Source organism: Gracilimonas sediminicola (assembly GCF_024320785.1).
GTDB classification, from domain to species: Bacteria; Bacteroidota; Rhodothermia; order Balneolales; family Balneolaceae; genus Gracilimonas; species Gracilimonas sediminicola.
This window is the reverse complement of record NZ_JANDBC010000001.1, coordinates 1,790,319-1,813,574: the sequence shown is the minus strand read 5'-3', so window position 1 is coordinate 1,813,574 and position 23,256 is coordinate 1,790,319. Positions and strand designations below refer to the sequence as shown.

General features: G+C 46.1%; 18 protein-coding genes and 1 riboswitch. Of the genes, 12 read left to right on the top strand and 6 right to left on the bottom strand.

Translation table 11 applies throughout. The features are described from left to right. Window positions 1-38 precede the first annotated feature (38 nt). The 5 genes from NM125_RS08220 to NM125_RS08200 form a co-directional block, all read right to left on the bottom strand. A complete protein-coding gene (locus NM125_RS08220) occupies window positions 39-1,412 on the bottom strand; it encodes a M28 family metallopeptidase (protein ID WP_255134424.1) in 1,374 nt (457 codons plus the stop codon). A gap of 4 nt (window positions 1,413-1,416) precedes the next feature. Then, complete coding sequence (locus tag NM125_RS08215) at window positions 1,417-1,884, bottom strand: hypothetical protein (RefSeq protein ID WP_255134423.1); 468 nt, start codon at window positions 1,882-1,884, stop codon at window positions 1,417-1,419. Between the two features lie 114 nt (window positions 1,885-1,998). Next, window positions 1,999-3,324: a murein hydrolase activator EnvC family protein gene (locus NM125_RS08210; RefSeq protein ID WP_255134422.1), complete on the bottom strand. Its 1,326-nt coding sequence runs from the start codon at window positions 3,322-3,324 to the stop codon at window positions 1,999-2,001. Next, complete coding sequence (locus NM125_RS08205; RefSeq protein ID WP_255134421.1) at window positions 3,321-4,082, bottom strand: DUF4292 domain-containing protein; 762 nt, start codon at window positions 4,080-4,082, stop codon at window positions 3,321-3,323. Before NM125_RS08205 ends, NM125_RS08210 begins: the two co-directional genes overlap by 4 nt. Before the next feature lies 1 nt (window position 4,083). Then, window positions 4,084-5,775: a tetratricopeptide repeat protein gene (locus NM125_RS08200; RefSeq protein WP_255134420.1), complete on the bottom strand. Its 1,692-nt coding sequence runs from the start codon at window positions 5,773-5,775 to the stop codon at window positions 4,084-4,086. A 571-nt stretch (window positions 5,776-6,346) separates the two neighbouring features. On the opposite strand from NM125_RS08200, the gene NM125_RS08195 reads away from it, so the two are divergent. The 10 genes from NM125_RS08195 to NM125_RS08150 all read left to right on the top strand — a co-directional run bounded on the left by NM125_RS08195 (window position 6,347) and on the right by NM125_RS08150 (window position 16,924). Beyond that, window positions 6,347-7,057, top strand: a complete 711-nt coding sequence (locus tag NM125_RS08195) for a spectrin repeat-containing protein (protein WP_255134419.1) — start codon at window positions 6,347-6,349, stop codon at window positions 7,055-7,057. 273 nt (window positions 7,058-7,330) lie between these two features. Beyond that, window positions 7,331-7,978, top strand: a complete 648-nt coding sequence (locus NM125_RS08190) for a GNAT family N-acetyltransferase (RefSeq protein ID WP_255134418.1) — start codon at window positions 7,331-7,333, stop codon at window positions 7,976-7,978. A gap of 192 nt (window positions 7,979-8,170) precedes the next feature. After that, the gene (gene argG / locus NM125_RS08185; RefSeq protein WP_255134417.1) at window positions 8,171-9,367 is read left to right on the top strand and encodes an argininosuccinate synthase; all 1,197 of its coding nucleotides are present in this window, start codon (window positions 8,171-8,173) and stop codon (window positions 9,365-9,367) included. Continuing rightward, entirely contained in the window at window positions 9,360-10,322 is a 963-nt protein-coding gene (gene argC, locus NM125_RS08180; protein ID WP_255134416.1) for an N-acetyl-gamma-glutamyl-phosphate reductase, read from the top strand. Before argG ends, argC begins: the two co-directional genes overlap by 8 nt. Next, a complete protein-coding gene (locus NM125_RS08175) occupies window positions 10,322-11,449 on the top strand; it encodes an aspartate aminotransferase family protein (protein ID WP_255134415.1) in 1,128 nt (375 codons plus the stop codon). The genes argC and NM125_RS08175 overlap by 1 nt, the downstream gene beginning before the upstream one ends. A gap of 238 nt (window positions 11,450-11,687) precedes the next feature. Then, window positions 11,688-12,647 (top strand): N-acetylornithine carbamoyltransferase, encoded by a 960-nt coding sequence (locus tag NM125_RS08170; protein WP_255134414.1) that lies wholly within the window; start codon window positions 11,688-11,690, stop codon window positions 12,645-12,647. Beyond that, window positions 12,635-13,393, top strand: coding sequence for an acetylglutamate kinase (gene argB, locus NM125_RS08165; RefSeq protein WP_255134732.1), 759 nt, complete (start codon window positions 12,635-12,637; stop codon window positions 13,391-13,393). Before NM125_RS08170 ends, argB begins: the two co-directional genes overlap by 13 nt. Window positions 13,394-13,806: 413 nt before the next feature. Further along, window positions 13,807-14,874: a M20 family metallo-hydrolase gene (locus NM125_RS08160; RefSeq protein WP_255134413.1), complete on the top strand. Its 1,068-nt coding sequence runs from the start codon at window positions 13,807-13,809 to the stop codon at window positions 14,872-14,874. 127 nt (window positions 14,875-15,001) lie between these two features. After that, complete coding sequence (gene argH / locus NM125_RS08155; protein ID WP_255134412.1) at window positions 15,002-16,297, top strand: argininosuccinate lyase; 1,296 nt, start codon at window positions 15,002-15,004, stop codon at window positions 16,295-16,297. Between the two features lie 87 nt (window positions 16,298-16,384). Then, on the top strand, window positions 16,385-16,924 hold the full coding sequence (locus NM125_RS08150; protein WP_255134411.1) for a 2'-5' RNA ligase family protein: 540 nt from the start codon (window positions 16,385-16,387) through the stop codon (window positions 16,922-16,924). 30 nt (window positions 16,925-16,954) lie between these two features. Here NM125_RS08150 and NM125_RS08145 read toward each other — a convergent pair whose 3' ends face one another. After that, on the bottom strand, window positions 16,955-18,493 hold the full coding sequence (locus NM125_RS08145; protein ID WP_255134410.1) for an aryl-sulfate sulfotransferase: 1,539 nt from the start codon (window positions 18,491-18,493) through the stop codon (window positions 16,955-16,957). Between the two features lie 159 nt (window positions 18,494-18,652). Here NM125_RS08145 and NM125_RS08140 point away from each other — a divergent pair, with 159 nt between their 5' ends. Together NM125_RS08140 and NM125_RS08135 are read left to right on the top strand one after the other, a co-directional pair. Further along, window positions 18,653-19,609: an NADP-dependent oxidoreductase gene (locus tag NM125_RS08140; RefSeq protein WP_255134409.1), complete on the top strand. Its 957-nt coding sequence runs from the start codon at window positions 18,653-18,655 to the stop codon at window positions 19,607-19,609. Window positions 19,610-19,788: 179 nt separating this feature from the next. Next, window positions 19,789-19,892, top strand: a riboswitch (purine riboswitch). A gap of 21 nt (window positions 19,893-19,913) precedes the next feature. Continuing rightward, complete coding sequence (locus NM125_RS08135; RefSeq protein WP_255134408.1) at window positions 19,914-23,156, top strand: lamin tail domain-containing protein; 3,243 nt, start codon at window positions 19,914-19,916, stop codon at window positions 23,154-23,156. Window positions 23,157-23,256: the final 100 nt, after the last annotated feature.

Here is a 23,256-nt window from a genome sequence, read left to right as displayed (position 1 = left end):
GCTAATTTTCTGCAGCTTTTCTCATTAATTACAATGGCTTAATCACCAAAAGAGCCGGCAGGACCCGGAAACACAACCGGACTCTCAAAACCGTCTTCTGATACACTGGCTACCCCAAAGTAGTAGTTGTCGATAACTACATTCTCCAGCGTGTGCTCGGTTTTATTTGCGGGTACGAACACACTTTTCTGCCATTGGTTAGCATCGGTGAGTCGCCAGTAAATTTTATATCCGGCCAGCTGAGGGTTTTGCTCAGGGTCCAATGCTTTCCATTTAAGGGTGGTACTTGGGCGAACAGCTCCCTCAATTTCTACTTCTGCCGGTGGACTTGGTGCCCAACTCATCGCTGCCATTACCACCGCATTCAGTCCGGTCAGTTTGGCTGCAAAATCAAATTCCACTTCGCCCAGTACGTCGCCATATTCTACACCATCTTCGGTTCGTAAATCCTGGTGCTGGCGGTTGTAATCTTCATTGGTTTCCATGATTCGTACTCCCGGGAAGCCGGCTTCATTAAACGGACGGTGATGTCCTCCGCGCCCAAAACGATCAAGCCGGTAAATCATCATTACATCTAAATTACGGATGTACAAATCGGCCATTTTATCTACATAACGGGCCAGATTTCGTGATGGTGAATCCACTTCACCGCCGGTATAGCGGCGAATGGTTGCCTCTCGCTCTGTTTCCACATAGCGGGTTCCTTCAGAAAAAACCCTGGCGGTGGTATTATCAATCACCTGGTTAATACCCTGGATATTTCCAATCATATCGTTGTTTAAAACACCTTTAATATCCCAGCCTTTTTCTTTGGCATGAGCCGCGAGAATCTGACCTCCAAACAAGCCCTGCTCTTCACCAGAAAGAGCTGCATACATGATAGATCCTTCAAACTCATAATTCGTCAAAACCCGGGCAGACTCCAGCACCCCGGCCACTCCGGAAGCATTATCGTTGGCGCCGGGAGATTCTGACTCTCCATCCAACGCATCGGATACGCGGGAATCAATATCACCGCTCATCACCACAAACCGGTTAGGATCAGCAGTACCACGCTGAATGGCTATCACGTTAACAACATTGGTAGGCTCCGGGATACGACGCGTTCCTTCAATAACATCACTCACATAAAAAACTTCGAGGCAACCTCCGCAATTTTCGGAGATCCGTTCAAATTCAGCCTTAATCCAGCGCCGGGCCGCACCGATGCCGCGAGTTTCTGAGGTTGTGTCGGAAAGGGTGTGTCGGGTTCCAAAACTAACCAGTTTCGTGATATCGGCTTCAATCCGGTCGGCAGATGGAGCCGCTCCGATTTCCCTAAGCACTTCCATTTCGGGTGTTTGGGCGTGGGCAAATCCTGAAAAAGCAATAATAAAAAGAAGAGAAAGAGCAGTAGCTTTAAATGGTTTCATAAATTTAATTTTTGTTGAGGTTATCATGCGAACGCTTTAAATCGTCCGGAGTTTTTTCGTCCTGATTTAAATATTCTTTCAGGTTTTCCTGGAACTTGGCCTGGGCCTTTAGTCCGGCACGGTGGCCGAAAAAAGCCCCCGATCCACAGGCTACAATCACTGTAAACATAAAAGTAAGCCTGGAATCTCCCAGTCCGGCATCATAAATCTGAACCCATACCAACGGAGCCACGGCAACCAAAAGAGCGAAAACATAAGGGGCGGGATTCGGTCCCTGTAAACGCCTCATAAACCGGCGGCCTGAGAGAAAGACTAAATTCATATAAACCAGCCCAAAGCCTAAAAGTACAAGCAGGCCTACATAGGTAGGATTACTGATCATGCTTAAAAACTCAGAAGAGATGAGCGTGAAGGCAGCTGAAATCATTAAAATGCCGGAAGCGTAAAAAATAAACCGTGGTAAATTATCCAAAACGTTTTGCAGTGGTTGAATTGGGGTTTTTGAGATAAGCTGAAATTCCTAAAAACGCACCCCAAATTCCAATGCTAACATATCTTTTAACGCCTGAATTAACGGAAAGTAAAACTACTTGGCAGTCAACCAATTTTCAGGATTCAAATTCTCGTTACCACGGCGTACGAGGAAAAATATAACTTCACCTAATTCAGACTGACTGGTTCCGGACAAACCCAGTTGCTGCCCGCGCTCAAGAATAGACCCCACTTCCACATCGATGCGGCTTAGGTTTCCGTAGGCGGTGTAGTAAGAACCGTGCTTTACAAATACCACGTCCCCATAACCGGGTAAGGGCTGAATACGGAATACATACCCATCAGATACAGACTTTACAGGTGAGGCGGCATCAGCTACGATATCAATACCGGGGTGTTCGGTAACCGTGCCATAAAGCGGGTTCCGTACACGGCCGAATTTCTTGGCTACCGTCTTGCTGTTTACCGGCCACGGAAGATCTCCCTTTGCCTGAGCAAAGGAATTTTCATAGGTCAATAACACTTCATCGCTCACAAAGTTTTCACGCACAATCGGGCGGGAGTATTTCTCTACTTCATCGGCACGGCGGGCAGCATCTGCAATATTTCGAGCCTCTTCCAGCCGGCGTAAACGTTCGTTCTCTGCTTCCCTCAGGTTTTCTTCTTCAGCAATCAGGTTGGTGAATGTGCTTTCCAGGTTCTCTTTTTCCTGCCGGGTTTTGCGAAGCTCCTCAAGCCAGGTACTTCGTTCCTGTTTAATTTTCTCTACCGTCTGCTGCTGCTGCTGGCGCTGATCACCCAACTCTTCTTTTTCTTCCCGAATTTCTCCAATCACTTCCTGATTTTTCTTATAACTGTCCTGCAAATCATCTTTTACCTGATCCAGCTCCTTCTTATTTTTTCTGATCAGCCCGGCCTGCTTGGTCTTCTGCTCCTCAAATCGCTGCAGGTAATTCGACCGCACCACCATTTGGTTAATGGATTCTGAGGTCAGTAGCAGCTCCAGATTTCCTGCCCGGCCGTTCTTATAGGCATATAGAATAATCTGCTTATAATTATCGATCAGCTGTTCCAGTTCCTGTTCTCTGAGCTCAATCTCCTTTTCCGTCAGCTCAATTTCGGCTTCAATCTGACTTTGTTCTTGCTGCAGGCTTTGGATTTTATCATCCTGAAGGGCTATCAGGTTATTCAATGACTGAAATTGCTCAAAGGACTTGTCAAATCGTTCTTCGGCTTGGCTAACCCGTTGCTGATAGTTCTTAATTCGGGCTTCCAGTACATTAATTTCGGCACGGGTGTTTTCCTGACGTTTCAGCAGCTCCTCTCTTTTCTCCTGATACGTTTGAGCGAAAGACTCAGCACCCGTCAGCAGGACCAAAGTCAGAATTCCAATAATGCGGATGCAGCTTTTCGCTTTCATATCCTTTGAATGTTAATGTCGTTAGGAATATCAATTTCCAGATTTAGTTTACCCGGATTTACTTCGAGGCTTCTCACCAAAAACACGACCCGTGAATCTCCGTCTGCGCTAAAGATCGTTATTTTTCTTGGTAAAGTGAATCCATTCAGCTCGCCGTAACTTTCGTAAATAATTCGGGAATAGGGAGCCAGGCCTCTTCGGGTTTGATCCACCTGCTGAACCCAGCCTTTTTCCTTATTCACAAAAACCCGGGCTCCGTTTTTTAACCGCAGCTGATAGGAATTATTGCTTTCCCAAACAGACTGCACATCCCCCGCATCCACCTTAAAATTCAGCAGATCCAGAATGTTAATGGAAGCGAGTTCATTCAGGGTGGTCATCCGCCCGTCATAAATAGATATCTTTTGAGCGATTTTGTCGAGCTTATTGTAGATCAGTATAGAATCGCTGTCCACCAGCATCTGTCCGCCTTCAATCCCGATCCGGTTTTGGAACGTCAGCAGACTCAGTTCCCGATTGGCTTCAAAATCGATGGTCACCCGGTCGCTGTTCCCTGGTTCACTCACCAAAGCTCTTCCCTTGCCTTTTATGGCATCCAGTTCGGTTGCATAGTTTGGTATTTGGGATACCACTTCTTCTTTGGGGATATCAACACGGGTAAAATCCCCTTCGGTAACCGTTCGGGTTGAAGTACACGAGCTGATGATAAACCCAAGGCCCATGACTGCTAAAAGTGAAAGACGGGATCTAAACTTCACGCTAATTTATTTTATCCTGCAAATGTGTTCGGGTTGAATCTTTTTCCAATGCTTGCTGCCACCAGTCCCGGGCTTCATCCATATTGCCGAGCTGCTCTTCCACATCGCCCATATGTTCCAATACTTCCGCGCTGGCCGCCCCGGTTTTAATGGAGGCGTCAATGAATCTTTTAGCCCGGTCGTAATCGCCCAGCTTGAAATACACCCAGCCTACAGTATCCAGGTAAGCAGCATTTTCCGGAGCTACTTCAATGGCTTTTAGTGCTAATTCCTTGGCTCGTTCCAGGTTCTCTCCCCGAACCGATAAATTATACGCGTAATTATTCATCGCATTGTCGTTCTCGGGGTCGTAGCGCAGGGCCAGTTCGTAGGCTTCATCTGATGCTTCATGATGTTCGAGATTCGCCCTCACATCTCCCAGCGTACTGTACACAATCGATTTGAATGGGCGGCGAGCCGGGGCGCGGGTTGCATTCTCCAGCCACTCTTCTGCTTTTTGATTTTGGTCGGTGAGCATATAGGCACTACCCACAAAAAATTGAATAAAGGCATCATCCGGAACCGACTCGTCTGCTTTTTCACCTACTTTAATGGCTTCTTCGTACCTCTCCTGACTCATCAACAACTGCAGGCGCTGCCTCCACGCGATGTCATCTTCAGGGAGCAACTCGTTTGCCCGCTCGAGATTCTCAAGAGCTTTTTCGGGTTGAGCTGTTTGGGCATAAAACTCTCCGGCAAGGGTGAAAGCCGGACCGTAACCAGATTCACTTTCGGTAAGGGTGTCTAAGACGCGCTCGGTTTCAATTCTAAGCTGAATGTTCTGGGAATCCTGCTGAACTCTTGAATACAGAAACCGGGCGATGTTCATTTTGTCCACCGGCTCAATAAGTGGGTCACCGATAAAATCCGTTAACAGGGTGCCGGCACTGTCCCATCGTTGTTCGTCGAGGTAAATGCCGGCCAGGTTTATGAGTGATTGCGGATCACGGGCATTTCTGTTCAGCGCATCAGACAATACTTTTTTGGCTGAGTCGCGCTCACCGTTTCTCACATAATATTCGCCCAGCATATTCAGCATTTCCAGATTATCCGGGTCAATGTCACGCACTTTTTCCAGCTGAGCCACTGCCGAATCCGGAACCGCCAGCGCTTCAAAATTTCTAAACTTCATCAGCAGCACCTGTATATCGGGCCCGGTCAGCTTCAGGACCTGATCCAGTGTCTCATTTGATTTCAGAAACTCGCCATAGTCGTTATAGGTGTCGGCGAGCATGTACAGGGCGTCGAAATCATCGGGGTGAAAGTCCAGCAGGGTGGTCAGCTCATCCAGCGTAGCCTGGTTACGACCGGCAGCCCGGTAAATCTGGGCCAGCTTCAGGCGGTACCATTTATTTTCCGGCTCGGTTTCAACGGCCTGCTTTCCATAAAGAGCAGCCTTCGGGAGGTCATCCAGCTGCAGATAGGTATCAGCCAGTGCGTAATTTACACCCGAAGGTGCTTCCAGATTACGACGCGCCTCCAGGAATAACTCCCTGGCCGTTTCAAACTCCTCGTTTTCAAATGCTTCCATCCCCTGAATGTAGGCCGCCTTGCCGGTAAGCTGGGTATCAGACTGGATCTGGGCAAGAGCCGGAGCACATCCCAAAAGCAAAAGAAAGAATAAGGTGGTCTGGAAAAATTTCATGGCATTCATATCAACGGTAAGTATAACAGGAAAGTGTGATTTATGCTCACTTGCTTGCTCAACAAAAAAAGAGCCGGATGGGATGTCCGGCTCATCTGCTTTTTCTGTTAAAAAGCGGTTGCTCTCTTAATGAATAGTGCATGTAAAATGAAAGTTTAGCAGGTTTTCGTTCCCGTAAGAGTAACCATTCAGGATTATTTTTTAGCCGACATATCATTCCGGAACAAAAAAGATTAACTAAAATTGTAACAAAGACGGTTGTTTTTACTTTCTTTAGATGGGTACCTGAAAAAGATGAATTTATGACTCATGTTTTTTCGGCAGTCTTTCCTATATCGATGAACAAAAAATGCTCATTATCCAATAGCTTGGCTTGGGATTGTATTGGCAACAGGAGCTACGGAATGTGGACAACGAGGATTAAACACCACAACTTATAGTTTTTACTATCATGTTCGCATCAAATAGAAAAAATAAGTACTTACTTTTTTGCCTGCTTTATGTAGTACCATTCTGTTCACAAGCCCAACTCAGACATGAAGTAGTTGACGGAGATACCATTCTTATCTTTACTCACCCAATGAAAGATAAATTTGATGTTAGCATTTCAGTAAATATAGTACAGCAAGACTCCACTTTCATGTACAATTATGAACTTAATAATGATAGTACCAGCGATCAAAGTATTTGGTATTGGTTGGTTTTTTCAGAAGCAGAAATATTTGACATATCATCACCTGTTGGCTGGAAAAATTATACAGGGATTAATCCAAATAGGTATTCTTACTCATCAACAAGTCGGGAATATAGGATAGCACCTGATAGTACTTTAAAGAATTTTTCTTTTATGAGTCATTCATTACCTACAATTCAGCAATATTTTATGGAAGGCTGGGAACAGATTATTTTAGACCCTGGAAATGAACCAGATTCAGTAGAAAACGAATCTTTTTTTGATGTGGCTAAGCAAGGTTTGACAATATTTCCTCGTCCTAATTCAGATATTACTAATATCCAAGACTTCACCGACACCCTCCAAACCTTTCGCCGGCGTTCTTGTGAAGAACTGGGATGGATTACCAACAAGGGGATTTGCAACAGCCTGGATGTTAAACTACGAAATGTAGAACGCCATCTTGAAAGGAATAAGCCCAAGCAGGCAGGTAACGTGCTGAATGCTTTTCTCAATGAGTTAAGTGCCCAGCGGGGAAAACACATCACCGAAGAAGGCTATGCCCTGCTGTACTATAATGCGGAGTACCTTCAGCAACGGATTGGAGAGATGGATTAAAGGAAGAAATCAGCAGAACTCTTCCCAAATGTTAAAATCTATCTCAGGGGTTGTTTTAAAGCTGCTGTATTGATTACATTAGAGCCATGCAAATTTTATGCGCACATAGGATCAATTTTACCACACTCCGGCGGCCCCTCCGACGGCGGTAATCATATTTTTATAGCTGCTTCATAGCAGCTCTCATCTTACAACCGCGAGATCCTAACCTATAACTTCTTCTACCCGACAGAAGTCTATTCATTCCCTAATTCACTTTATTTATTTACCAACATGTCCGTAAAGATTCATATCGCTTCAGACCCTCATACTGCTTATGCCGGTGATATTTGTGCCATGATCGAAGTGGCTGCCCGTCAGCGCGGCACTGGTATTGCCAAGCGTAAACCCGAGTACATTACCATGAAAATCAGAAATGGAAACTCGGTGATAGCCCTGGACGGGGAAACTCTGGTCGGCTTTTGCTACATCGAAATCTGGGAGAACAAAAAGTATGTGGCCAATTCCGGGCTGATTGTAAACCCGGACTACCGCGGACAGGGAATCGCCAAAAAGATAAAGGCTAAAGCATTTGAGCTTTCCGGAAAGAAATACCCGGAATCAAAATTATTCGGAATAACCACCAGCCTGCCGGTAATGAAGATCAACTCCGACCTGGGCTACAAGCCGGTTACGTTCTCGGAGCTGACCCAGGATGAGACCTTCTGGAGCGGATGCCAAAGCTGCCCGAACTACGACATCCTGACTCGCAATGAGCGCAAGAATTGCCTGTGCACGGGGATGATGTTTGATCCCGAACACCCTAATGACAAACCAAAAGAAGAACGAGCTCAGAATATTCAGAAATTTCATCGCTGGGTGAGGTTAAAGACCGCATCTTTCCTTAAAAAAATCATTAACCCTTTGAAGTTTTTTATATGAACTCATCCAAAGCTATCATTATGAGAAGCCCGGACTTTGATTACACAATAAAGAAGTATAACGATGCGGAAATCTTCCGGAAACAAGATTCCAGGTATGGCTTGGAGATCGCCACGTCGAAAGGCTATGGTGAAATCATTTCGACATCTGTACTCCTCGCGATGACATTGTTAACTCAAATACGGTTCAATCATGAATAAAAAGAAAAAAGTTTTACTTGCCTTCAGTGGCGGACTCGACACCAGCTATTGTGCTATTTGGCTGGCGAAAGATCAGGGCTATGAAGTTCATACTGCTGCCATAAACACCGGTGGTTTTGATGAATCAGAAGAACAAGCCCTGGCTGAAAAGGCCGACAACCTGGGCATCAAAAATCATGTGATGCTGAACGTGGAAGATGAATTCTATCAAAAAGGCATCAGGTACCTCATTTTCGGTAATGTGCTGAAGAATCATACCTATCCGCTTTCGGTGAGTGCAGAACGCGTTTTCCAGGCGGTGGCTCTCGCTGAATATGCCAAAGAAATCGGGGCCGATGCCATCGCTCACGGCAGCACAGGCGCCGGGAATGATCAGGTTCGATTCGACCTCGTTTTCCAGGTTATGGCTCCCGATCTCGAGATCATCACTCCCATCCGCGATCAGAAACTGAGCCGTGAAGAAGAAGTGGAATACCTGAAATCACACGGTATTGAACAGGAATGGGCAAAGGCTAAATATTCCATCAACAAAGGACTTTGGGGAACTTCGGTGGGAGGAGCCGAAACGCTGAGCTCCCACAAGGGACTACCCGAAGATGCCTGGCCAACGGAGTTCGTGAATCCTGATCCGTTAGTGGTTGAGCTCGGTTTTGAACAAGGTGAACCAGTAACGATTAATGGTGAACGATTAACCCCGGTCGAAGTAATTAAAAAACTGAACGAACTCGCTGCACCTTACGGTATCGGGAGAGACATTCACGTTGGTGATACCATTATTGGGATTAAAGGACGCGTGGGGTTTGAGGCCGCCGCTCCGATAATCATCATCAAGGCGCACCAGCTTTTGGAAAAGCATACGCTGGGAAAATGGCAGCTGTACTGGAAAGACCAGCTGGCGGAATGGTACGGGATGCTGATGCACGAAGGGCAATACCTGGACCCGGTGATGCGCAACATCGAGACTTTTCTCGAAGACACCCAAAAAACCGTTTCCGGTAACGTTTTTGTAAAACTGGAGCCCAAGCGATTTGAGCTGGAAGGCATTGAATCTGAAAATGATCTTATGGGCAGCAAGGCCGGGCAGTACGGAGAAATGAACAACGCCTGGAGTGGTGAAGATGTAAAAGGGTTCACCAAAATCCTGGCCAACTCCATGCTCATCCAACAAAAAATACAAAACCATGATTAAAGCAGGCATTATTGGCGGAGCCGGATATACAGCCGGAGAACTGATCCGAATTTTACTTCTCCATCCGGAAGTGGAATTACTGAGTGTAGTGAGCCGAAGTCATAGCGGGGAATTTCTCTATACAGCACACCCTGACCTGGAAGGGGATACAAATCTGAAATTTGATTCCGAATTATCTCAGCATGCAGATGTGGTTTTCCTTTGCTCCGGCCATGGAAAATCCAAAGCGATTGTTGAAGGAAATATCCTGCCTGAGTCCGCCAAAATTATTGACCTAAGTTCAGACTATCGCATCAAAGGCGAACATGATTTTATGTACGGGCTGCCTGAGCTGAATCGTGATGTCATCAAAACGGCCAGCTACATTGCTAACCCCGGTTGTTTTGCAACTTGCATTCAGCTGTGCCTGCTCCCTCTGGCAAGCAAGAACTTACTCAACAAACCGGTTCATGTATCGGCCATCACAGGGAGCACGGGCGCCGGACAAAACCCTACCGATACCACCCATTTCAGCTGGCGAAATAACAATGCGTCCATCTACAAACCACTGAAACACCAGCACCTGGGAGAAATAAAACAGAGCCTGGAACAGATTCAGGAAGGATTTCAACAACCGGTTCATTTCATCCCGATGCGAGGAGCCTTTACCCGGGGAATCCTCGCTACCTGCTATTTGGAGCTGGATGAATCAGCTGATACGATCAAAAAACTCTTCAAAGAATACTACGCCGGCCATCCATTTGTAACTGTTTCGGATTCCTCACCAGACGTGAAGCGTGTGGTAAGCACCAACAAAGCCCTGATTCATGTTCAAAAAGAAGACGGGCAGATTTTGATTTCCGGTGTGATCGATAATTTACTGAAGGGGGCCTCCGGACAGGCTGTGCAAAATATGAACCTGATGTTCGGGCTGGATGAGACGCTCGGACTTAACCTCAAAGCCATCGCATTCTGATGAACCTGTTTCAAGTATATCCCCTGTTTGATGTTGAGCCGGTAAAAGCAAAAGGCAGCTATGTGTATGATACCGCCGGACAAAAATATCTCGATTTCTATGGCGGTCATGCCGTGATTTCCATCGGCCATTCACACCCGCACTATGTGAATCGGGTAACTGCTCAGCTGAATGAAATTGGCTTCTATTCCAACTCTGTGCCCATTGGCATTCAGCAGGAGCTGGCTCAAAAGTTGGGCAAACTTTCGGGCTATGAAAACTGGAATTTATTCCTGTGCAATACAGGGGCTGAAGCCAATGAGAATGCGCTGAAAGTAGCCTCGGCTCACAACGGAAGAAAGAAAATCATGGCTTTCAAAGGAGCTTTTCACGGAAGAACCTCACTGGCAGTAGCCGTTACCGACAACCCGAATATTGTTTTCCCGGTAAATGAAGGAGCGGAAGTTGTGCGTTTTGAATTCAATGATTTCGAGGGCGTTGAAAAAGCCATGCAACAAGAAGACATTAGCTCGGTAATTATTGAGCCCTTACAGGGTGTTGGAGGTATTGAAAGTCCGTCTCCGGAATTCTTGCACCACCTGCGTACCCTTTGTAATGAAACCGGAACGGTTCTCATTCTCGATGAAGTCCAATCCGGATTTGGGCGCACCGGGAAGTTTTTCGCCCATCAGCTCTTTGGGGTTGAACCGGATATCATTTCCATGGCGAAAGGCATGGGCAATGGGTTTCCGGTTGGTGGGGTGATGATTCACCCTAAGTTTGAAGCTTCTTTCGGGATGCTGGGCACCACTTTTGGCGGGAATCACCTTGCCTGTACCGCTTGCCTTGCTGTGTTGGAAGTGCTGGAGAAGGAGAACCTGATGAGGAACGCAGAACAACTGGGCACTTACCTGAAACAGGAATTGGCAAAGCTTTTAAAAGTTCAAGACGTACGTGGATTTGGGCTGATGATAGGTGTGGAGTTTGATCAGCCGGTTGCCGAATGGCGAAAAGAGTTGTTGTACACGCATCGCATATTCACCGGCTCTTCATCCAATAAAAAGGTTCTACGTTTGCTGCCACCGCTTAGTATCGGCAAAGAAGAATGCGACCAGTTAATTACCGCTTTGAAGGAGGTTTTGAAATGAAAGAAGAGTCATTGCGAGGAGCCGAAAATCCCGAATATCAATTACAGAATTATATCGACGAAGCAATCTCCCGGTTTAGAGATAGCAGGTTTTTCAGGGAGATCGCCGTGTCGAAAGACATCATAAACCTAACTCATAAAACGAGATTCCTCGCGATGACCTGTACCCTACTTATTATAGGACCACCCATCATCTCTGGCCTGACCAGTGATCTCTCACTAACGTCAATTTTTTAAAAATGAAATCATTCCTGTCCCTTAACGATGTAGAAAACCTTCCGGCACTGGTTAAAGATGCGCTGGAAATAAAAAAGAACCCGCATGTGTATAAAGATCTCGGACGAAATAAATCCATGTGCCTGATATTTCTGAACCCCAGCCTGCGAACGCGATTAAGTTCTCAAAAAGCAGCCTTCAACCTTGGCCTGCAAACGGCCGTACTGGATGTTGGAAGTCAGGGTTGGCAGCTGGAGTTTGCGGATGGAGTCAAAATGGATTCAGATAAAGCCGAACACATCCGTGAAGCGGCAGCCGTAATCGGCTCCTACTTTGATGTCGTTGCCATTCGTGCTTTTGCCAAGCTTGAAAACCGCGAAGAAGATTACAGCGAGCAGGTGATGGAATCGTTCAAAAAATTCTGCCCGGCTCCGGTTATTAATATGGAGTCGGGAACCGGACATCCGCTGCAGGCGCTGGCCGACCTCATCACCATAGAAGAACATAAAACCGTCGAAAAGCCCAAAGTGGTTTTAACGTGGGCGCCACATCTAAAAGCATTGCCCCAGGCCGTAGCCAATTCCTTTTCCCGATGGATGCAGGCTGCTGATTTTGATCTGACAATCACTCACCCCAAAGGCTATGAACTGGTGGATGAAGCCGTTGGTAATGCCACGGTTGAGTACGATCAACAAAAAGCTTTTGAAGGAGCTGATTTCATTTATGCAAAAAACTGGAGCAGCTATTCACAATATGGGCAAGTACTCTCCAAAGATCCAAACTGGATGGTAATGGCCGAAAAGATGAAGCGCACCAACAATGCCAGGTTTATGCATTGTCTGCCCGTTCGCAGAAATGTAATCGTAGAAGATGCTGTCATTGACAGCAATAACAGCCTGGTGATTCCTGAAGCCACTAACCGGATTTACTCCATGCAGGTTGTTCTGAAACACATTCTGGAGGAACTGAAATCAAGTCACTGAAAGTAATTAAGATTGGTGGGAAGGTAATTGACGATGATCAAAAGCTGGATCACTTTCTGAATGATTTTGCTTCTGTTAAAGGTCCGAAAATCTTGATTCATGGAGGCGGATCCATTGCCACCAAAATGGGAGAACGGCTCGGCATCAAACCGAATATGATTGACGGAAGGCGAATTACCGATGCGGAAACACTGGAGGTAATCACTATGGTTTATGGCGGACTGGTTAACAAGAATATTGTTGCCAAGCTTCACTCGTTGGGAGCAAAAGCGGTGGGTCTTTCCGGGGCCGACCTGAACATCATCCCTGCCAAAAAGCGTAATCCCAAACCGGTAGATTTTGGCTGGGTCGGTGATGTGGAAACCATTCACACCGAATGGCTTTCCCAATTTTTGGATAACGAAGTGGTCCCCGTGCTGGCTCCACTTACACACGACCAAAATGGCCATATACTCAATACCAATGCGGACACCATTGCATCATCGGTGGCAACGGCTCTGAGCAAGGACTTCGAGACGGAACTCTTGTTTTGCTTTGAACAGCCCGGTGTGATGAACGATGGAAAACTGATCACGAAAATGAACCTGCTGCTTTACCGATACCTGAAAGATGGGGGTATTATTACCGATGGCATGATTCCAAAGCTGGATCTCGGATTTTCAGCACTTCGGAAAGGAGTCAAGGTGAGCATTCGTAGCTTTGAAGATGTGGCCAAGACGGAATCAGGAACAAGATTAGTTAAATGATTGAACACAGATGACAGGATGATGCAGATGATCGCAGGTTTATTTATTGAGCACATTACAATTCAAGCGTCCTCCTCCTTTTGAAGGAGGAGACAGAGGAGGTCGAAATGTTGGAATTAGCTTCAACCCATACAAGTACAATAATTGTTTGAACACGGATGACACAAATTTGACGGATTTTCGCAGATATATAAAAGTTAAGTCATCCGGGATCTCCTGGGAGTAACTCAGGTGTTAGTCAGGGAGATTCCGTTTCTTCTTTCCGTTTGACCAGAATGACATGAACTTTATTGAGATTGATGATGGAACACGGATAACAGGATAATGCAGATGATCGCAGGTGTATTTAAGGAGCACATTATAATTCAAGCGTCCTCCTCCTTTTGAAACAGTATGATAACAAAGGTCGAAACATGAACAACATACAAGAACTTACGGAAGAGGCCATCGAGCTGCTTAAAGAGCTGATTTCCATTCAATCCTACAGCGGACAGGAAAACCAGACAGCTGATTTACTTTCCAATGTACTTTCGGACTTTGGGTTTGATCCCCACCGAAAAGGGAATAACATCTGGAGTTGGTCGGCTGATTTTGATCCCCGGAAACCGACGGTCATGCTGAACTCGCATCATGATACGGTGAGGGCTACTTCGAAATGGACTAAAGATCCTTTTACTCCCACCTTGGAAGACGGCAAGCTCTTCGGGTTGGGAAGCAATGATGCCGGCGGGCCTTTGGTGAGTTTACTCGCAACCTTAGTTCTTCTCTCCCAAAAAGTACAGCCATATAATTTGATTTTTCTGGCCTCGGCGGAGGAAGAAACTTCCGGAAAGAACGGCGTTCCCATTGTGCTTCCTGAATTGCCAAATATTGATTTCGCCGTGGTGGGTGAACCGACCTCTATGAACCTTGCCATTGCCGAGCGCGGATTAATTGTTCTGGATTGTGTGAGTCATGGCCAAAGCGGTCATGCTGCGCGAAATGAAGGTGAAAATTCGCTGTATAAAGCCATGAAAGATATTGATTGGTTTCGTTCTTACCAGTTTGAAAAAGTATCGGAAGTATTGGGTCCTATAAACATGACCGTGACCATGATCGAGGCTGGAAGTCAGCATAATGTGGTGCCTGATGAATGCCGGTTTGTAGTGGATGTTCGTCCTAATGAATTTTACACGAACGAAGAAGTTGTGCAGCTGATCCGCGAACATTTGGATTGCGAAGTAACTCCCCGGTCCACCAATCTGAATGCTTCGGGCGTGGAGCCTGATCATCCGGTAATTCAAAGGGCAAAAGAATTGGGACTCAAAACCTATGGATCAAAGACAATGTCGGACCAGGTTCACATGGCGTTTGACAGTGTGAAAATCGGCCCCGGAGATACCCGCCGATCTCATACTGCAGATGAATATATTAAGCTGGAAGAAATCAGTAATGGAATCAACACGTACATAACCCTTTTAGACCAGTGGAACATACGGTAGTTTCTATACCGGATTATATGATAAAATCGACTTCCAGACGTCCTAAACAAAAAAAATGCTTTTGCATATTTACATATTAACTTATTTGCGCTGATTAATATTTACGCTGAACTATAAAAACGGAAAAATGCCTGACAAGAAACTTTGGGAAAAAGGAATTCAAACCGATGCGTTCATCGAGAAATTTACGGTGGGGAAAGACCGGGATCTGGATCTCGAACTTGCAAGGTATGATGTGCAGGGAACCCTCGCTCACATCGCCATGCTGGAGTCGGTAGGGCTGCTGGAAAAGGGTGAGCTGAAATCACTGACGAAAGAACTGAACCGGATTTTGGATGAAGTGATCGAAGCCGGCCGGTTTGAAATCGAGGATGGCGTGGAAGATGTTCATTCACAAATTGAATTGATGCTGACGCGCACGCTTGGAGATGTCGGCAAGAAAGTACACGCCGGCCGTTCCCGAAATGATCAGGTGTTGGTGGATATCCGCCTGTACCTCCGTGATCAAATAAAAGAAATTGCCGGGCTTTCCGGAAGGTTGTTTCACACCCTCATTAAGCAAAGTGAAGCCACCAAAGAAGTTCTGCTGCCGGGTTATACGCACACCCAGGCAGCGATGCCCTCCAGCTTTGGGATGTGGTTTGGCGCCTATGCCGAAAGCCTGGTTGATGACTTGGCCTTGCTTGAATCCGTTTATCATATCATCAACAGGAACCCGCTCGGCTCGGCTGCCGGTTACGGCTCATCCTTTCCACTGGATCGAACAATGACGGCCGAACTGCTTGGTTTCGAAGGGTTGAACGTGAACTCCGTGTATGCGCAAATGGGTCGTGGTAAAACAGAACAGACCCTGTCTTTTGCCATGGCCGGACTGGCGGGAACCCTCAACAAACTTGCTGCCGATGTATGCCTGTACAACAGTCAGAATTTTCAGTTTCTGAAGCTGCCCGACAAACTCACGACCGGGTCCAGCATCATGCCACATAAAAAGAACCCGGATGTGTTTGAACTGATCCGCGCCAAAACCAATGCGCTGAAAGCACTGCCCAATCAAATTATGATGGCTACCACTAACCTGACATCCGGCTATCATCGTGATTTCCAGATTTTAAAGGAGCAGCTTTTCCCGGCTATCGAAGAACTGAAGAGCTGTTTGTTCATCACCGAATATGCGGCCGGACAGATGGAGGTAAATCATAACATTCTTGATGACCCGAAATATAAACTGATCTTTTCTGTGGAAGCGGTAAACGAGCTCGTTAAACAAGGAGTGCCATTCAGAGATGCCTATCAAAAAGTAGCACAGCAAATTAAAGACGGAAGCTTTGAACCCCCTACGGAGCTGAATCACACCCATGAAGGAAGTATCGGGAATTTGGGGAATGATGTGTTAAAGGAGAGATTTAATAGTATTAAGATGTAAGACATAAGATTTAAGACGTACCTCACCACTGATCTTATATCTTATATCTTATGTCTTATGTCTCAAATCTAACATCTATCATCCATCATGAACCAACTCTACTTCATAGCACTCATTCCTCCAGGTCCGCTGAAGGATGAAATTCAGGAGCTGAAGCTGGAAGTAAAGGAGAAATTCGACAGCTCGCATTCCCTGAATGCACCGCCGCATATCACCCTGCTGAGTCCTTTTCGGCTGGAAGATCAAAACGAAGATAAACTGGATTCCCTGCTCGAAGTATTTACCCAGTCGTTTAAACCGTTTGAAATCCGTCTCAACAACTTTTCAACCTTTCCGCCCCGCGTTATTTTTATTGATGTTGAGGAATCGGCTGCCCTCATGGATATGCAGGAACAACTGGAAGAGCTGGCCCGCTCAAATACCGGGCTTTTCAACTACAACTATGACGAGCGTCCCTATCATCCGCATCTCACCTTAGCCTTCAAAGATCTCACCAAAAAGAATTTCTACAAGGCATGGAAGGAGTTTGAGAACCGGACTTTTGAAAATTCGTTTACGGCCGATGCTCTTTATCTGCTTAAGCATGATGGACAACGGTGGAAAGTCGCAACCTCCTATTCCCTTTAATGATAACTGTTAGTTTTCAGCAGCAACCTCTTAGTTGGCATAAATCTTCATCCTTTCTGTTCGGTGAAATGTGATTATAAACAGAGGAGCAGGGGGCGTAATCGTTGCCTCAAATAAAACATCTCCACTGAGGTAATCAACTTCTACTACCTTACCGTACGTACTGGAGTTATGGACAGCACCGGGCGAAAAGAAAACATGGCCGGAACCCGGATCATAGTCCACATCTGATACAATTCGTGAGTACGTTTCACCTCCCCGTTCTTTGCCATATTGCCAGATCTGCTGTATGGTCATATCCGACTCATTAACTTCGTACTCAACTGCCCGACTGTAAGGCCCGGTGTTTCTATAATTTCGATTATCGCCATTGTCGAACAGCATGATATTTCCGTTGGGCATAAGCTGAGGGGCATGCTGATACCAATTCCATTCAAAATCAGTATGATTATAGAAACCGTCCATCACGTTTATACTTTTAATGAGGTTCCCTTCTGAATCCAGTGGCTGCAACAGGTATTGGTTCAGGTCTTCACCACGCCCCGATGTTGCCCACCCACGATGTGGACTCATAATCCACACCACCTCATTCTCCCTTGTAAGCTTTACTACTCCCTGAGTACGCCCTGATACAATTATACAGTCGTCGTCTTCGCTATATTCTACGGCATTGGCATGAAACCAATCCTCGTCGTTGTTGGTGAAGGTGCGGCGGGAGTACTGCAGAGACACATTCAGGTCCCAGACGGTGGTAATTTCATTACTCTCCCGGTCTATCTCTATCAAATAATCCTCAATGGTATCCGCCCCCAATTTATTAACCGTGGCAATGAAATTACCATCCGGCTTTTCAGTAACCTCATGGTGAAATCCATACCCGGGCATGTCCCAGCTGTTAAGAATATCTCCGAACATATTAATCTCATAAATTTTATCGGAACTTCCATCTCCAAAATACAGGTTCCCATTTTGAAGCCGCTCCATACCGTCATCATAAAATAAAGATCCCAGTACCGGGTGATTTGAGAAATCCAAATACCACCTTATATCACCATTTACATCAAAAATAAAAGGTCGCTGAGGATTTGCCGTACCGCCTTTCTCAAACCCAAAATAGCTCACAAATGTCCACCCCTCAGCCATCTGAGAAAGGTTTGCAACATCAATCTCTACCTGAGGCATATCTGGTGAGAGTGCTTCCGTTTCTACAGAGTATTCTTTTGAGCCAATTTCCTTCCAATTATTACTATAAAACGTCAGCCTCACTATATTTTTGGAGTTTGCATATAAACCCAAAACTGGTATTTCATGCATTGTCCGATGACCTTCTATGGCATGATAGATTCCGGAATGCTCGTCCTTGCCCATCACTTCAATCCTGATTGTTACAGATACCTGGGTTTCAATATTTATCATAGCCGTTAAAGGAGCATATCCCGAAGGATTTACCGTCACATTCTCTTCCAGCAGTATATCCGACAACACCGGTATATCAGGTCCGGTGCTGTTTTTAGAACAATCAACAAAGAACAAAGAGACTATGACTAAGAGGGGCAGGCATTGCTTCATGACAAGGTATTTAGCTGTTAAACCTATCTTATAGTAAGGGCATGGGGCATGGCTTGCAAGTATTATCCGCCCTCCAAAAGCTGCTGTTAAAACAGGAATGCATTTCTCCTCTCTCACGTTTTGGAGGTCCAATTGAAGAACATTCATCAAAAAGAGATTATGAGCGAACAAATGAACGCTGCTTTTATAGAGGAGTATGGAGAGCTAACCAATGTAACCACCGGAGAATTACCCAAGCCCGAAGCGGGTGAAGGTGAAGTTTTAGTACGGGTGAAATCGGCCGGTGTAAACCCGGTGGATGCCGCTGTTGTACGGGGCATGCTGAAAGATGCCATCCCCGGTGAATTTCCCCTTGTGCCCGGCTGGGATGTGGCAGGAGTTGTGGAAGAAATCGGTCACTCCGTAAGCCGTTTCAGCACCGGGGATGAAGTGTATGCTTATGCCCGCCGACCGAAAATTCAGCACGGCACATATGCTGAGTATATAAGCTTGCCGGAGTCCTACCTTGCAGAACGACCGACCAATATTTCCATGGAGGCCTCCGGCGGAATTCCGTTAGTGGGGTTAACCGCTTACCAATCTATCTTTGATTTCGGAGAACTGAAAGAAGGGCAAACCCTGCTCATATTAGGAGCCTCCGGCGGAGTGGGAACACTGGCCATCCAGCTGGCAAAATCGGTAGGTGCACAAGTGATTGGAGTAGCGAGTGAATCCAACCATGAATATATGAAGGAACTCGGTGCCGACATCACCATAGATTATAACGACAATCATGTAGGAGAAGCCGTGAAAGAAGCCCGGCCCGATGGAGTGGATTTGATTTTTCATTGCTCACGGGGCGATTCCTTCAGCCAGGTTATGGAAACCGGCGTGCTGAAAGAGGGCGGAAAAGTAGCTTCCATTACCAACAGCAATCCTGAGATCAGCGACGACATTGAGTTTAAATACGTGTTTGTAGAACCCAATGCCGAGCAGCTGGAGCATATCACCGTGCTTGCCGACAGCGGTAAAATTTCCGTACCGGTCACCGATACTTTTTCTTTAGAAGAAGCCAGTGAAGCACTTCAGAAAATTGAGTCGCTGCACACGAGGGGTAAACTGGTGATTACTCCCTGAATAAGTTCCCTTATTAGATTCATTGTACCCCGGCTTGATTGAACAGGCCGGGGTTTTTTAATGGCATATAAAGTAAAAACATGATGATAAGTTGTGTGCAAGAGGCTCCCATGATCGTATCAATATTAGAATCCGGGATTTTTAATACTGAGGTAACGCAAAGCTGATCAATATTTATTACACTCGACAAACGGCTATTATGTGTAATCCCTGAAATATGGTCAGGGAGCATCCACCAGCGAACCGTAAATTTGCTGTCACCACCCTGAAGTCGGTAACACATAATCAAACCCCATCATCTATTATGGAAGGATTAACCCAAGGCAATAAAATGCCCAGGAATGTGTACGGCTGTTTCACAGCATTCCTTTTTGCTCTCATCTTCTCAATACAACCTGCAATTGCTCAGAATCAAACCATTGGTGCCGGACTGGAAGGTCAGGCCTTGATCGATTACCTGCAGCAAAACTACTCCCCTGCCCAAACGCTGGGATATGACACTGCCCGAGATACCATGTATGCAGTTATTGACAACGACAATGGGAACCTCACCGGTGTTTATACAGGATACACGATCACTTTAGATCCTAATGAAGACCCAAGTACTGATGCTTTTTATAAAGGCGTTAATGCCGAGCACACGTGGCCTCAAAGCATGGGCGCAGGGAATGAACCGGCGAAATCTGATATTCACCATCTGTTCCCGACAAAATCGAATGTAAACAGTGCCAGGAATAATGACCCTTTAGGTGAAATTGACGACAACCTGACCGATACCTGGTATTACCTCGATCAATCACAATCATCCATCCCGTCCAGCAATATTGATTTATATGCCGAGAATTACGGAAGCACCACCTTTGAACCCCGAGAACAACATAAGGGAAATGCCGCCCGGGCCGTATTCTATTTTGTAGCAATCTACCAAGCCCAAGCCGATCAAAACTTCTTTGATCAACAAAAGAACGATTTATATCAGTGGCATTATTTGGATGAAGTGGATGCCAACGAACTAAACAGAAGCAGTGCCATTGCCGGGTATCAGGGTAACGAAAACCCATTTATACTCGACACTTCTCTAGTTCGCAGAGCTTTCTTTCCGGATGGAAATACCGGTGGCAGCGATACTACTCCCCCTGTTATAAGTTCAGTCCAAAGCTCCAATATCGGAGCTAATTCTGCTACTATCACCTGGGGTACAGATGAGCTGGCTACCTCACAGGTCAACTATGGAGCCACAACATCCTATGGTTCTACCCAAAGCAGCGGAAGTTTTACTACCTCCCATTCCCTCACTTTAACAGGGCTCACTGCAAATACTACCTACAATTACCAGGTTAGTAGCACCGATGGCTCTGGTAATTCTTCCAGTTCCGGCAACTTCACATTTACAACGGCTGAAGAAGGCACCAGTGCCGGTTCTATCGTCTTTTCCGAGATTTTTTATGATACCCCCGGAACCGACAGCGACGAAGAATGGATCGAGATCTATAACGGCACCTCATCTACGATAGATTTAAGTGGTTACACCGTCACAGATAACAATGGAACCGGTTCGTCCTATACTTTTCCCTCAGGCAGCACCATTGCACCAAGTTCTTATTTTACGGTAGCTTCAAATTCAGCCGGATTCCAGTCGCTGTATGGGTTTGATGCCGACCAGTATGGCTCTATCCCTGCTTTGAATAATGGAGGAGATGTGCTCATTTTAACCGATGGGCAGAGCAATGAAGTAGATATTGTAGCCTGGGAAGGAGGTGCTTCTGCAGGACTTCCTTCAGGCTGGGGAAGCAGTAGTGACCCATCTGCTGCAACCGGGGAATCAATCTACCGAAGTTCTCCTGGATCAGATTCTGATTCATATACTGATTGGGCGGTAGCTGTTAACAATGGCGACCCCCAAACACAAGCTTCGGCTCCTGTTGTAGATTATGTCCTCTTTTCAGAAATATTCTATGACACCCCCGGAACCGATGCTGATGAAGAATGGATTGAACTGTACAACCCCACTTCACAACAAATTGACCTGACCGGTTATACTATCATAGATAACAATGGAACCGGTTCATCTTACACCTTCCCTTCAGGAACAGTGATTGAAGCCAGTTCCTACTTTACCGTTGCATCAAACCAAGCGGGATTTAACGCACTTTATACGAATGATGCCTATCAATATGGAGGGATTCCCGCCCTTAATAATGGCGGAGATGCCTTACTCCTGAACAATGCTTCCGGCTCCACCATCGATCAGGTGGCATGGGAGGGTGGTGCTTCATCCGGCGTTCCATCCGGCTGGGGAGCCGGGCCCACCGCTTCTACCGGAGAAAGCCTGGTTCGCAGCTCCTTTGATGTGGATAACGATGATGAAACCGACTGGACTACTGCTACCAATAATGGAGATCCGGCCACCATCGAAGCAACTGATACCACTGCCCCGGTTATCTCTTCTGTTGCTTCTTCCAATATCACTGAAACCGAAGCTTCGATTACATGGACAACGGACGAGCCTGCAAATTCACAGGTGAATTATGGCACTACTACCAGTTATGGGTCATCAGCGGGTAGCGGAAGTTATGTGACTTCACACTCCCAAACCCTGACCGGGCTTACAGCCGGAACCGATTATTTCTACCAGGTAGTTTCTACCGATGAAGCCGGAAATACCTCTGTAGATGAAACTTACTCATTTACAACGGCCAGTCCGCCTGCTTCTTCCACTCCGGACATTCTTATCAGTGAGATTTTCTATGATACGCCTGGTAATGAATCCAAGGAAGAGTGGGTAGAGATCTACAACACGACCGGACAAGAAATCCAACTTAACGGATGGACTTTGGTTGATGATAATGGAAACGGCCAGTCATTTACTTTTGCGAACAAACATAAGATCGGCGGGAATACTTTTATGACACTCGCACTCGATCGCAAGGATTTCAAAGCACTGTATAATAAAAATGCAGATGACTTCGTGAATCTGCCTCCGCTTAATAACGGCGGAGATGTATTAGTTCTTAAAGATGCTTCCGGAAATGTAATTGACGCCGTGGCCTGGGAAGGAGGCGCCAATAGCTTAGTCTCAGGATGGGGAAGTTCCTCGTTACCATCAGCCGGAGAAGGCAACAGTATCTATAGAAGTGACCTGGGAACAGATACCGATACCTATAACGATTGGACAACCTCTTCCGATCTCGGTTCACCCATGACCCAGTCCGATGGAACCTTTTTCGCTTCTGTAAATGACAATACAGAAAGCCGAGTTGAAGAAGGACCCGGCGAAGAGCTTCCAGCACAAGTTACCCTGGGCAACTTCCCTAATCCGTTTAACCCGACAACTCAGATTGCCTACACCCTGCCGGAAGCGCAGCGCGTGAAAGTTACCGTCTTCAACATGCTGGGGCAGCAGGTAGCCACTTTGGTTGATGGATTTACTGAAGCCGGTGCGCATCAGGTTGTATTTGATGCCTCGGCAATGTCGAGTGGGCTTTACCTGTATTCTATACAAACACGCTCAACAGTCATCACCAAAAAAATGATGCTGATTAAATAGCTTCATTTCAACCTGTTGAACAACTTTATAACCCCGATTTGGTTAAAACAAGTCGGGGTTTTTTATGCATAAATAAAAAAGGCCCGATGAAATCACCGGG